The following is a 12,990-nucleotide window of genomic DNA, read 5'->3' on the forward strand; positions in this document are numbered from 1 at the left end:
TTCGACAGTGCTGTGAACATCCATGTTCGCTTCCGGGGCTATGGGTTCAGGATGCAAACATCGTGATGTCGTCCAGCGCATCCTCCGCTCGCCCCGCCGTCGCACGGTCGTCCAGGAGAGCTCGCAGGGCAGGAACGACACGCTCTTTGTCTATTGAGCCGTGTAAACGGGCGAGATGTCCGAGCGCTGTCGCGGCGACGGCGCGGATTCGCCAGTCCGAATTGGCAAGCAGCTCCAGTGCTCGGTCGGTCACCCATGCGAAGTCGGGGTCGTGCAGTGCCAACCGGAGGATGGCTTCACCGGCCCGCTCCGATGAACCCGAGTTGATCATGTCCAGTGCGGTATCTCGGTCGATAGGGTCCAGCCGTTGGTAAGTGTTCATCGCGGTCTGCCTTTTCTGTCGACGATACCTGCGTTCACGAGAGCGTTCTGCATGTCTGGGCTGAGCTGATCCCAGCTTCGCTGATGTCCGTGATAAATGCCCGATTCGGGATATGTTTCGTCGAAGACATCGAATTCTCCGGTGTCGGGGTCGAATCCGACTCGCCGACTCGTTGTGGGCTTGATAAGCACCGACTCCTCCAATGTTTCCTGACCGTGAGTCGGTTCTGGTGCGGCGTTGCCGCGCTGGTTTTTTCCATGTTTCGGCGACTTTTCATAAGTTAGCGCACCCGGTTTGTCGCCGGAGGCAATCTCGGCGCGTGTTGCGATAATGACCGAGAGCCTGTCGACAGCCTGATCGAGCCCGTCGGTCGGAACGCTGTTGAACGCGTCGATGAACCCCTTCGAATTGGCGTCGAGGGCCGGCAAGCCGAGAACGATCGGCATTGTGCTCGCCCGGTAGGCTCTTTGGATTGCATTGATGGTGCCCTCGACGGGAACACGGTTGCCGCGCGCCGCCACGCTTACTGCGAGACCGACGTCAAACAGGCGCCCTGACCTGCCATATTGCGCACGGGCTTCGACGCCTACATTCCCTTCGCTCAGATTGATCTCGTCGGCGCAGGCTGTGGCCAATGTCATAGTTGCTTCATAATAGTCGTTGATCGGCGAAGCCAGGCGTCCGGCGGCCAGTGAGACAGTTTGGGCGCTGGTGTGTAAATCGTTCAAGCGATGCTGTATCTCGTATCTGTGAGAACTGTCGTCCATATCGATAAAGAGGTCCGAGATCAGCAAGATCCGGTCGGGAGCTTCGGATATTGCACTGTTATCAGCAAAGGCCGTCCACGTATTGTAAGCTTTCTGTAATTTATCTGCGTCGCCGTTGGGGATTCTGCCGAAGGATTTGACGACCTTCCGGAACAGGTCATCGAAGAACTCCTTCGCGCCTCCATTGTCGCCGAATCCGATCCCGGTACCGTGGGTCGAATTCGGCAAGGCCACCTTGTATTCACCGACCTGACTGATATCCGGCTGCGGTGGGGGCGGGCTCGACTTGTTGGTGACGCCCCAGTTGTACCCTTGAGCGTACAAGACCGCTCCGTAGTTGGTCAGCGCGTTAGCAAGACTGGCGCAGGCCTGCAACGTACTGCGGGCCGCCTCGTCGTATGCCTGTCCCCATTCCATGCAGCCGGGAGCATCTCCGGCCATTCCGGACCACTGCGCTTCGGCCGCTTCGTGGACCGGTTTGTCTGCGGCGCGGAGACTTACGGCCAACTCCCGGCACTTGGTGCCCGCCGTGTAGTACGTCTCCCAGTCGATGATCACCGCTGCCCGCTCTGCAGCATTCGCCAGTTGAACTCGAGCGCGCGCGTGTAAGCGGAATGCGCCTCTCTGGCGGCGTCGCTCATATCCTTGACGCCTTCCACGAGTTCCTTCGCTCCGCTGATCCATTCGCGGTGTGCGTCGTCGTAGGCGCGGGCGGCCACGCCCTCCCAGCCGGTGCCCTGCAAACTCGCCACTTGCTGTTCGATATCCGACAGGTGGTCCTCGATGAAGCCTGCCAGTCCGGAGAGGCGGGAGACGATGTGGTCCAGCTGTTCGAGGTCTACCGAGAATCGCGACGCCACAGTCAGGTCCAATCCAGTCTCGGGATGTTCAGAGCAGCAGCACTGGTCGCGTCGACCGACTGGAACGTCTCCGCCGTAACTCCGAGTTTTTCGGCCAACGTGGCGAGGGCTTGAAAGATCTGGCGGCCACCGTCGTTGACCTCGGTCCAGCCTTCGGAGAACTCGTCGGCGTAGTCACCGGTCCAGCTGTCGGTCAGCATGTCCGCGACGTCTTTGGCTGCGGAATCCAAAGCGTTGTGCAGAGTTTCGGCCAAGCCGTAGATGTATACGCCCACATCGCGCACCTGTTCGGGCACGACCGAGAAGTTGTGCCCAGGACTCGGCGAATTCCCCCCACCGTCGCTCATTTCCCGATGGTATGCCAGGGCCTGACGGTGGTCCAGGCGATGCGACTGTGATGGTCCCTCAACTCGGATCCGAACCGCGGATGGCGGCGAACCAGGTGGCGGTGGCGGCCGCGACCACGGTGGCGCCGGCGAAGGCGGGGAGGCCGCCGCCGGCGACGTAGATCCAGAACAGGCCGGCGAAGGGGGCGACGACGGCGAATTGGGCGTCGAGGAGGAGGCGGCGGCCTAGGCGGGTGGCTGCGGCGGCGTGGGCCGGGCCGTCGGGGTCGGGGCGGGTCGGGTTGTCGATCAGGCGGCCCCGCGGCTCGGGGTCGCGGACCGCTCCGGAGGCGAACAGGCGGTGGCCGTGCACGAGCACGGCGGCGTCACAGTCGGCGTCGGATTCCGTGAGGCCGACCAGTGACGGATCGAAATAGACCGGCAGCCAACGGGTTCGGCCGCCGGAGCTCAGTTCCAGCCACGATCGGCTGACCAACCGGTTCTGCTGGCGTACTCGCTTCACCCGGAACGTCCCGGCCGGAATCGTGCGCCACGGCACCACCCCGAACGCCACCGCGAGGCGAAACCCGCTGTACAACAACACAACCAGCGCCACCGCCGCCAGCATGGCCAACTGTTCCGGATCGGCGAACGGCGCCCAGGCGATGCAGATCACCAGGGCGCCGATCGTGGTGAGAACCGGATAGGCCAGCGGATGGCCGGTTCCGGAAATCACTTCAGGTAGCCGACTTTCGTCCAGTCCAGGGTGGCCAGGCCGCGCGCGCCGTAGTTGGCGAGGTTGGATCGGGTCGCGACGATGCCGGGCGACTGCAGCAGCGGAAGGGAATGACCCTCGGCGAAGATCTGGCGGTCGACCTGATTGGCCAGATCGATGGCCTTGGCCGGGTCCAGTTCGGAGACGGTCTTCTCGATCAGATCGTTGAGTTCCGGGGAACCGATATGGCCGTAATTGCCCTGCCAGTTGTTCGGGTCGTATCCCCAGATCTGGCTGATGCTGCCCAAGGGGAACGGGTCACCTACCCAGGAGAACTGCGCCAGATCGAAATCGCCCTTCTGGAACACATTGGTGAACAGGCCCTGTCCCGGCCGGGTGTCGATGGTGAGTTTCACCCCGATCTTGGCGAGGTTCTGCTGCATGATCTGCGCCATCTGCACCCAGGACGGATCGTTGTACATCACATCGCGGATCTCGAGTTTGCGACCGTCCTTCACGCGCACGTCGCCCTGCAATTTCCAGCCCAGGGCGTCGAGTTCGCGGGCGGCGGCGTCGGGGTCGTAGGGCAGGGCGTTGTCCTGGTAACCCTTCTGCCCCTCCAGGTAGATGTGATTGTTCAGCGGCTTGGGTTCGGCGACCAGACCGTTCTGAATCGCGTTCGCGATGCCCTGCCGATCGATGGCCTTCGACACGGCCACGCGAACCTTGGGATCCTCCAGAATCGAACCCGGAGCGCCGTTGAAGGTCAGATGCGACCACTGCAACGCCGGGGCGCGGCGGATGGACACATTCGGAACCCCCTGAGCCGTCACCAAATCGCCACGGCTGCCGATTCCGATCGCGTCGAGTTCGTCGTTCTGCAATGCGGGCACCAGTGCGGCCGAATCGAGCACGCTGAAATTGACGGTATCGAGTTTCGGCGTGGCACCCCACCATTTCGGATTGCGCCCCAGCGTGATCCGACCCTGAGTCCGGTCGGTGGATTGGACGGCGAACGGTCCGGCCGTCACCTTGATGCCGTCGATGAGGCTCTTGTTGAACGCCTCCGGGTTCGAGGTCACCGACTTCGGATACAGCATGCTGTTGCCGGAGAATTGGCCCTGCCATTCACCGAAGTGCTTGTTGAATGTCAGCACCGCCTGGCGATCGTCGACGCCGCGCTCGACCTTCGCGACCCGATCGAAACCCATGTTGTTGGCGATCAGGTACTCCGGGTTGCGACCGCTCAGCGCCTCGGCTTGAGAGGCGATGTCCTCCCAGGTGATCGGCGTCCCGTCCGTCCACACCGCCTTCGGGTTGATGGTGTAGGTGACGGTCTGCGGATCGGTGCCGGTCAACTCGACATTGGTGAAGTAGTCGGTGTTGAGATGGGTGCCACCGGCGGCATCGATGCTGAATGCCTGCGGCAGCATCGGCCTTTCCACCGCCGTGATGTCGTAGTTGTTGCCGTCGATCTGGAGAGTGTTCCAGTTCGGCGGGAACTCCGAGATCGCCAACCGCAGACTGCCGCCGTCGCGAAGGTCGGCGACGTCGTGCGGATTGATGTCGTTGGTCGTGCCGAGAGCGGAGCTCCCGGTCCCGGTCGTGGAGCCCGAACACCCCGACAGGAGCAGTCCGCACGCGACCGCGGGGATCGCGAGCCGGGTTATTGTCGAACGAATCCGCATGGTCTCGTTCTCCTTTCGTCGGGACGGGCGGCTAACTTACGAAGCCGATCTTGGTGTAGTCGTAGGAGGCCAGGGCCGGAGCGCCGTAGTTGGCGACGGTGGTGCGCACGCCATAGTTGCCGGGGTCCTGGGTGAGCGGCAGCGAGAAACCCTCTTCGAAAACCTTGCGGTCGACCTGATTCGCCAGGTCGATACCCTTTTTCGGGTCCAGCTCGCTGAGAGTCTGCTCGATCAGCGCATTCAACTCCGGGGAGCCGATACGACCGAAATTGCTCTGCTCGTCGTCGGGGTGGTACGCGTAGATCTGCGGGATGCTTCCGAACGGGAATGCGTCACCCGAGAACTGGAACTGGGCGATGTCGAAATCACCGGGAATCATCGCATCGCTGAAGAATCCCTGGCGTTGCCGGGTGGCGATTATCAGCTTCACGCCGACCTTCGCGAGATCACCCTGGACGATCTGCGCGACCCGAACCCAAGTGGGGTCGTTGTACATCACATCGCGAATCTCGAGGCGGCGGCCGTCCTTGACCCGCACATCGCCCTGCTGTTTCCAGCCCAGTACATCGAGCTCGCGCGCGGCGGCCGCGGGATCGAATGGCAGGCTGTTGTCTTGATAGCCCTCTTGGCCCTGGACGAAAATGTGATTGTTCAACGGCTTCGGGTTCGACACCAGACCGTTTTCGATCGCATTCGCGATGCCCTGCCGGTCGACCGCCTTCGAAATCGCCACGCGCAGAGCGGGATCGGCCAGTATCGAACCGGGGGCGCCGTTGAAGGTGATGTGCCGCCACAAATTTCCCGGTGCGTGGCGTACGACCAGTTCCGCACTGCTGCGCACGGTTGCCAGATCCTCGATGGAGTTCAGGCGTGCGGCGTCGAGTTCGTTGTTCTGCAGAGCCGCCGCATATGCGGCCTGATCCATCACACTGAAGGTGATGGTGTCCAGTTTCGGAGTGTCGCCCCACCATTTCGGATTGCGGCTCAGCACGATTCGGCCCTGGGTGCGGTCGGTGGAGCGGATCACGAACGGCCCGGAGGTCAGCGTGACGCCGCCGGCGAGCGCGCGATTGAACGTATCCGGATCGGCGGTGACCGACTTCGGATACAGCATCGCGTTTCCGGCGAACTGACCGCGCCAATCCGCGTAATGCTGTTTGAAGGTGATGACGGCCTGTCGGTCGTCGACCCCGCGTTCGACCCTGTCGACCCGATCGAACCCGTTGTTGATCGCGATCAGATAGCGTTTGTCCACACTCGACAGCGCATGAGCTTCGGAAGCGATGTCCTCCCAGGTGATCGGTGATCCGTCACTCCACACCGCCTTGGGGTTGATGGTGTAGGTGACCTGCTGCGGATCGGTGCCGGTGAGCTGGATATCGGTGAAGTAGTCTCTGTTGACCGTCAATTGGCCGGTTGCGTCGATCAGGTATGACCGCGGCATCAACGGCCACAGCACCTCGCCGGTCTCCAACTCGTTGCCGTCGATGGACAGGCTGTTCCAATTGGCCGGATATCCGCTGATCGCCAACCGCAGGTTGCCGCCCTCGCGCACCGCGTCGCGCGGCTGCGGATTGATGTCGTTGGTGGTTCCGAGGGCCGCGGGTCCGTTCGTCGTGTTCACCGATGCGCAGCCGGCCAGAGCGACAGCCAGCCCGGCCGCTACCACAACAACGGTCACACGTAGTGCGCGCGAACGTATCCTCACGACGAACTCCTAGCGTGCGACGACCGGAAGGGGCACCGCGTCGATCAGCGCGCGGGTGTACTCGTGCTGCGGCGCCGCGAAAATCTGTTCGGCCGGCCCGGATTCGACGATCTTGCCGCGATACATGACCGCGATATCGTGCGCGAGATTGCGGACCACCGAAAGGTCGTGGGAGACGAACAGATACGACAGTCCGCGTTCGGCCTGCAGATCCCGCAGGAGGTTCAGCACCCCGGCCTGAATGGATACGTCGAGCGAGGACACCGGCTCGTCGAGCACCAGCATGTCGGGATCCAGCGCCATCGCGCGCGCGATATTGATGCGCTGCTTCTGTCCACCGGAGAAATCGGCCGGATAGCGATCGGCGTGTTCGGCGCGCAGTCCGACCTGCTTCAGCAATTCCGGTACCCGCTTGCGGATTTCGTCGCGGGACCGGCCGTCGACCCGCAAAGGTTCGGCCAGGGCGTCGAAGATCGGCAGGCGCGGATCCAGCGAGGAGGACGGATCCTGGAAGACGATCTGCAATCTGCGGCGGATATCGCGTTTGCGCTGCTTACTCAGCGTAGCGACGTCCTCGCCGAAGACCTCGATCGTGCCCGCCTCGGGTTGGGCGAGGTCCATGATCTGGCTCAGCGTCGTCGATTTCCCGGATCCGGATTCGCCGACGAGTGCGAGCGTGCGTCCCTTGCGTACCGCGAAATCGATGCCGTCGACCGCGCGCACCTCACCGGTGCGGCGTTTGAAGACGACACCGGAGGTGACCGGAAAGGTCTTGGTCAGACCCGAAACCCGCAGCACCACATCCGAATCGGCGGGTTCCGCCGCGGCCACGCTGTCGGTGTCGCGGCGGTAGGCGGCGAACAGTTCCGCGGTCCCCACTTCGGCGGTGCGGATGCAGGCGGCCCGGTGCGCGGGGGCGGTTTCCTGCAGCGGCGGCTCCGCGGCCAGGCAGTCGTCGATCGAGACCGGGCAGCGCGGCGCGAAGGGACAGCCCGGCGGCAGGGCGTGCATGGGCGGGGGAGCGCCGACGATCGGGATGAGCGGCGCGCGGGCCGGACCGTCCATCCGCGGGATGGAGCCGAGCAGGCCGACGGTGTAGGGCATCCGCGGTGAGTTGAACAGCTCTGCGGCCGGGGCGTTCTCGACGATCCGACCGGCGTACATCACGGCCACGCGGTCGGCCAGGGTGGCCGCGATCCCCATGTCGTGGGTGATCATGATGACGCCGGCGCCGGTGATGTCGCGGGCCTTGCGCAGCAGGTCGAGGATCTGCGCCTGCACCGTCACATCCAAGGCGGTGGTCGGCTCGTCGCAGATGATCAATTCCGGATCGTTGGCGATCGCCATCGCGATCACCACGCGCTGGCGCATACCGCCGGAGAATTCGTGCGGAAAAGCCTTGGCACGCACCGCCGGTTCGGGAATACCGACCAGATCGAGCAGTTCCACCGCCCGGTCCGCCGCCTGCGATTTGCTCATCTTCTTGTGGGCGACCAGCGCTTCGGCGATCTGATCGCCGACCCGGTAGACCGGGGTGAGCGCCGAGAGCGGATCCTGGAAGACCATGCTGACCCGAGTCCCCCGCAGCGCCGAGAGCTGTCTGTCGCCCATGCCGAGCAATTCCCTGCCGCGCAGGCGAATCGAGCCGCGGATGCGGGCCTGATCGGGCAGCAACCCCATCACGGCCAGCGAGGACACCGATTTACCGGAACCCGACTCGCCGACGATGGCCAGCACCTCACCGTCGGCGACGGTGTAGTTCACGCCGCGCACCGCGTCGATGCGGCCCTCCTCGCCGGGGAAGGACACATGCAGGTCCGAGACCTCCAGCAGGGGGGCGGTCGTAGCGCGGCGCGAGTCCGCGCGGTCGGCGGAGTCGGTGGTGCGATCGGTCATGCCGCTTCAATCCTCTTGTCCGACTGCTCATCCGGACCGGTACCGGAGGTCCGCGCCGACTTTCCGCGCAGCGCCTTGTCCCGCTTATCGGCCTTGCGGCCCGCCCGCGCCCCCTTGGAACTCGGGTCGAAGGCATCACGCAGGCCGTCACCGACGAGGTTGGCGCACAGCACGATCGCGATCAGGAAACCACCCGGGAACAGGAACAACCACGGGAAGGTCAGCGCCGATTTGGTGCCGAAGGCGATCAGCGAGCCCAGTGACACGTCCGGCGGTTGCACGCCGAATCCGAGGAAGCTCAAACCGGTTTCGGACATGATCGCCGCGCCGACCGCGAGGGTGGTGTCGATGATCAGAATCGACGCGATATTCGGCACGATGTGAGTGACGATCACCGAACGCGTCGACGCGCCCATATACCGTGCCGCGCGGACGAATTCGCGTTCCCGCAGGCTCATCGTCAATCCGCGCACGATTCGGGCGCTGATCATCCAGCTGAATCCGGCCAGCAGCACGATCAGCAGCAGAATCGAACTGCTGCCCTTGGTGCGCGGCGCGAAGATCGCGATGATGATGAAACTGGGCACCACCAGCAGCAGATCGACCAGCCACATGATCGCCCGGTCGGTCCACCCACCGAGCAGACCGGCGATCGCCCCCGCGGTGACCGCGATCAGCGAGGTCAGCACCGCCACGCAGATGCCGATGATCAGCGATTTCTGCAAACCGTGCAGGGTCTGGGCCAGCATGTCCTGGCCGATCTCGTTGGTGCCGAACAGATGCTGCGGCGAGGGCGGTTGCAACAGCGCGTACGGGTCGCGCTCCTGATAGTCGTAGGACAGGAGCGGCGGAATCGCGAAGGCGCCGATCAGCATGATGATCAGCACGGTCGCGCCGACGATGGCGGGCTTGTTGCGCAGGAACCTGCGCCACACCAGCTTTCGGCGACCGGCGGCAGCGGGTTCCGGCGCGCCCTGCGCGATGATCTCGGTTTCGGTCACTGTCTCGCCCCGATCATCCGACCCGCACTCGCGGATCCAGAATCGCATACACGATGTCGGACAGCAGGCCCGAAACCAGCACCACGAATCCCGCGAACACCGTGACGGTTACCACGATGTAGATGTCCTGCGCATTGATCGCGTCGACCAGCCATTCACCGACGCCGTGCCATCCGAAGATCTTCTCGGTGAAGGTGGCGCCGGTGATCAGCGCGCCGAGACTGTAGGCGAACAGGGTCGCCATCGGAATCAGCGCGGTGCGCAGACCGTGTTTGTAGAGTGCGCGGCGGCGGGTGAGTCCCTTCGCCCGCGCGGTACGGATGAAATCGCTCTGCAGCACATCCAGCATGGCGTTGCGCTGATAGCGGCTGTAACCGGCCATCGCGCCCAGGGCGAGGCCGAGGGTCGGGACGATCATGTGCTGTAACCGGTCGACGAACTGATTCCACACTCCGTGTACGGCATTGGCCGACGTTTCCCCGGTGTACAGGAATATCTGTTGCCCGGTGGCCGAATTGATCTCCAGCGCACCGTATTTCAGTAGCGTCGCCAAGAGGAATACGGGCGTGCTGAGCACCAGCAGGGAAATAATCGTCGTGAAGTAATCGGTGAACCGATATTGCCGGATCGCACCGGCCGCGCCGATCAGCACACCGAGCACCGTTCCGACCACCGAGCCCACGATCAGCAACCGCAGGCTGACCCCGATCCGGCGCGGCAGTTCCTGACTGACCGGCTGCCCCGTCAGCGTGGTGCCGAAGTCGCCGTGCACCACGCCGCCGACCCAGGTGAGGTAGCGCTGCGGGATGGGCTGGTCGAGATGCAGTTCGTGGGCCTTGGCGTCGATCACCGACTGCGGCGGTCGCGGATTGCGCTGTTCGAGGCTGTCCAGCGGGCGAAATGTCAGCGACGCCAGACTGAAGGCCAGGAACGACGCCAGCGCCAGCAGCACGACATAGTTGAGCGCACGTCGTAGCAGAAAGCCGGTCATCGGTCCCCTCGGGTCGGTTACTAGCCCCTGATCATAGGGAATGGTCTCGAGTCCACCGGTGACATCGTGCACCACTTCCGGCCCGCTCGCAGGCGGGGCGCGGGCAAACGATTACGGCCGCGCCGCAATTTCGGGCAGGATGGAATAGGTGACGCGTCTGCCGAAGCCGAAGATGGTGGCCACCGATGTCGATGGCACGCTGCTCGACGAATGGGAACGGGTGACGCCGCGCACCCGTACCGCGGTGGCCGCGCTGATCGCCGACGGCGTGCCGTTCGTGCTGGCCACGGGCCGTCCGCCGCGCTGGATCGATCCGGTGATCGAGGGGCTGGGCTTTCCTCCGCTGTGCGTCTGCGGCAACGGCGCGGTGATCTACGACAGTGCCGCCGACCGCATCCTGCACACCAGCACGCTGGATGTGGAGAGTCTGGCCTGGATCGCCGACCTCGCCGAGCGCGTACTGCCGGGCTGTGGGCTGGCCGCCGAGCGCGTCGGCCGCAGCGCGCACGATGCGGCGACGCCGCAATTCGTCAGCTCGCCCGAGTACGAGCACGCCTGGCTGAATCCGGACGACACGCAGGTCTCACGGCAGGAGGTCATCTCGGCCTCGGCGATCAAGATGCTGATCCGGCTGCGCGGAACGCCGAGCGCCCAGATGCAGTCGGCCCTGGAACCTCACCTGGCCGGGCGCGCCGACATCACCTACTCCACCAACAACGGCCTCATCGAACTGTCCGCGCCCGGTATCACCAAGGCCGCCGGCCTGAGCGTGGTCGCCGAGCGGCTCGGGGTGGACGCGGCGGCGATCCTGGCCTTCGGCGATATGCCCAACGATGTGCCGATGCTCCGCATGGCCGGCCACGGCGTAGCGATGGGCAACGCCCACCCCGAAGCCCTTGCCGCCGCCGACGAGATCACCGCCTCCAATTCGGAGGACGGCGTGGCGCGGGTACTCGAGCGCTGGTGGGAGAGTTAGGGCTAGGGCCCCAGCCCTCAGCCCGCCGGGGGCGCTTGCGGATCGGAAGGCCCCGCGTCCGGAGCCGCCTGCGGGGCAGGCGCGTCCGCGGCGGGCAGTGCCTGCGGAATCGGCTCGCCCGCCGGGTCCGGTTGTGCGCCACCGTGTTTCAGCAGGGTGGTGACCACACCGGTGGCGGTGTTGAGGATCAATGAGCCGAGGCGGAAATCGGCACGCCGGCCGCCGGGAACCGGGTATGGATTGCGCAGCGGCGTTCCGAGCAGTCCGGATTCGGCGCCGAGCTGAACGAAGCGGTCGAGAATCCGGCCGGCCAGTTCGACGATCGACCCGTCGGGCGCCGCATAGACGTATCCGTTGACGAACTCGGCGTACTGGCCGCCGTCCCCGGTCGGGGTCGGTTCGGAGGAGGCGGCACCGAGACGTCCGTCCGGGCCGCCCTGTCCCGCCCAGTAGGTGGCGATGGCGTTCTTGTCGACCATGCTCAGCAGTCGCGTGGTCAGATTCGCCAGAGCTGCCGGATCCGCGTGCGCCCGTTGGTCTTTCGGAGCCGCGGGCGCGCTGCCGGCGGCAACCCCCGCGGCGATCTCGCGGATCCGGTCCATGCGCGCATAGGCGGCATCACCCGGGCAGGTGGTGTTGCCGACGTCGCGATGTGCGAACACGATCGGCAGGTCCACCGCCTCACCCTCGGCGTACGGGGTGTAGTCGGTGCCCTCGGAATACATGGTGGTGTGGCCCTCGGGATCCAGTCCCGCGATCTCGGCCCGCCACCCGACGAACTGCCCGGTGGCCTGGAGCTGGGCGTCGCTGGGTGCGGCGGTCTCGAAATCGCCCATCATCGCCACGCCCGCGGTGTTCTCGTTGAAACCACCGGCGTGCGCGCCCTCGACCGGGCGGTCCAGGCCGCCGTAGCGGCCCTCGAAGATCTGGCCGTACTTGTCGACCAGCGCGTTGTAGCCGATATCGCACCAGCCCAGTGTTTTGGCGTGATACGCGTAGATCGCGCGCACGATGCCGGCGGATTCGGCCTTGCTGTAGTCGTTGCGACCGGCGGTGTGGTGGACGGTGATTCCACCCAGCCCGTCGTCGTAGGTGGGCTCCTCGCAGCGCAGCGATTCGTCGGCGCCCCACTGCGCGCGGCTGATCACCTTCGGCCCGCCGCCCGGCAGTGGTGCGGCGACCGAAGTCAGGTTGTCGTCGATCGCGCCGCGCCCGGGATCGATCAGCACCGCCGACAGTTGCGACGCGGCCTGCTGCGCCGGATCGTCGGAGCGGCCGGCGGCCGGAGCGATCGCCTTGTGGGTGGTGAGTATCTGAACAGCCTTGGTCTCGCCGACGTAGATCGGTTCGGTACCGGTCCGGGCCGGGGCGCCCGCGTGATCGCTGCGACCGGTGTCGACCCGGTCGGCCGGGAACCACGGCCCCCAGCTGCCGTCGGCCTGCTGGGCGCGAATCAGGGCGGTGGTGTCGGCCAGTTCCTTCGCGGTCAGCGCGACCATGCTGAAGGGGGTATCCCGGGTCAGTTCCTTGACTTCCGCACCGACCTGATCGGCCATATCCGGTGGTACGGCACCGGGGGACAGGGCGGGGGCGGCCGGGTCGGTGCCCGGAATCTGTGCGGGGTCTGTCTCTTATACACATCTCCGAGCCCACGAGACCGATCAGTATCTCGTATGCCGT

At 65.0% G+C, this 12,990-nt stretch carries 12 protein-coding genes; 1 reads left to right on the forward strand and 11 read right to left on the reverse strand.

Annotated features, from left to right (window positions below):
* Positions 1 to 46: 46 nt before the first annotated feature.
* Genes C8258_RS27750 through C8258_RS27795 form a run of 10 tightly spaced genes read right to left on the reverse strand, consistent with a single transcriptional unit; the run spans position 47 to position 10,334 of the window.
* Positions 47 to 382 carry a hypothetical protein gene (locus C8258_RS27750; protein WP_106957676.1) on the reverse strand — a complete coding sequence of 112 codons (336 nt, stop codon included), beginning with the start codon at positions 380 to 382 and terminating at the stop codon, positions 47 to 49.
* Entirely contained in the window at positions 379 to 1,707 is a 1,329-nt protein-coding gene (locus C8258_RS27755; RefSeq protein ID WP_106957677.1) for a hypothetical protein, read from the reverse strand. The genes C8258_RS27750 and C8258_RS27755 overlap by 4 nt, the downstream gene beginning before the upstream one ends.
* Positions 1,704 to 2,009: a WXG100 family type VII secretion target gene (locus tag C8258_RS27760; protein WP_106957678.1), complete on the reverse strand. Its 306-nt coding sequence runs from the start codon at positions 2,007 to 2,009 to the stop codon at positions 1,704 to 1,706. The genes C8258_RS27755 and C8258_RS27760 overlap by 4 nt, the downstream gene beginning before the upstream one ends.
* Positions 2,010 to 2,011: 2 nt before the next feature.
* Positions 2,012 to 2,356: a WXG100 family type VII secretion target gene (locus C8258_RS27765; protein WP_106957679.1), complete on the reverse strand. Its 345-nt coding sequence runs from the start codon at positions 2,354 to 2,356 to the stop codon at positions 2,012 to 2,014.
* Between the two features lie 58 nt (positions 2,357 to 2,414).
* A complete protein-coding gene (locus C8258_RS27770; protein WP_369974823.1) occupies positions 2,415 to 3,071 on the reverse strand; it encodes a hypothetical protein in 657 nt (218 codons plus the stop codon).
* Positions 3,068 to 4,738: an ABC transporter family substrate-binding protein gene (locus C8258_RS27775; RefSeq protein ID WP_106957680.1), complete on the reverse strand. Its 1,671-nt coding sequence runs from the start codon at positions 4,736 to 4,738 to the stop codon at positions 3,068 to 3,070. Before C8258_RS27775 ends, C8258_RS27770 begins: the two co-directional genes overlap by 4 nt.
* 31 nt (positions 4,739 to 4,769) lie before the next feature.
* Positions 4,770 to 6,446 (reverse strand): ABC transporter family substrate-binding protein, encoded by a 1,677-nt coding sequence (locus C8258_RS27780; protein WP_106957681.1) that lies wholly within the window; start codon positions 6,444 to 6,446, stop codon positions 4,770 to 4,772.
* A gap of 9 nt (positions 6,447 to 6,455) precedes the next feature.
* Positions 6,456 to 8,342 carry an ABC transporter ATP-binding protein gene (locus tag C8258_RS27785; RefSeq protein WP_106957682.1) on the reverse strand — a complete coding sequence of 629 codons (1,887 nt, stop codon included), beginning with the start codon at positions 8,340 to 8,342 and terminating at the stop codon, positions 6,456 to 6,458.
* Positions 8,339 to 9,343 carry an ABC transporter permease gene (locus C8258_RS27790; RefSeq protein ID WP_106957683.1) on the reverse strand — a complete coding sequence of 335 codons (1,005 nt, stop codon included), beginning with the start codon at positions 9,341 to 9,343 and terminating at the stop codon, positions 8,339 to 8,341. Before C8258_RS27790 ends, C8258_RS27785 begins: the two co-directional genes overlap by 4 nt.
* A gap of 13 nt (positions 9,344 to 9,356) precedes the next feature.
* Positions 9,357 to 10,334, reverse strand: a complete 978-nt coding sequence (locus tag C8258_RS27795) for an ABC transporter permease (protein ID WP_036497008.1) — start codon at positions 10,332 to 10,334, stop codon at positions 9,357 to 9,359.
* Between the two features lie 172 nt (positions 10,335 to 10,506).
* Between C8258_RS27795 and C8258_RS27800 the strand changes: the two genes are divergently transcribed.
* A complete protein-coding gene (locus C8258_RS27800; protein ID WP_086007165.1) occupies positions 10,507 to 11,310 on the forward strand; it encodes a Cof-type HAD-IIB family hydrolase in 804 nt (267 codons plus the stop codon).
* Between the two features lie 17 nt (positions 11,311 to 11,327).
* Here C8258_RS27800 and C8258_RS27805 read toward each other — a convergent pair whose 3' ends face one another.
* A complete protein-coding gene (locus C8258_RS27805; protein ID WP_233225384.1) occupies positions 11,328 to 12,866 on the reverse strand; it encodes an N-acetylmuramoyl-L-alanine amidase in 1,539 nt (512 codons plus the stop codon).
* Positions 12,867 to 12,990: the final 124 nt, after the last annotated feature.

It is taken from the genome of Nocardia sp. MDA0666 (genome assembly GCF_003023875.1).
In the GTDB taxonomy this organism is placed as follows: Bacteria; Actinomycetota; Actinomycetes; order Mycobacteriales; family Mycobacteriaceae; genus Nocardia; species Nocardia aobensis.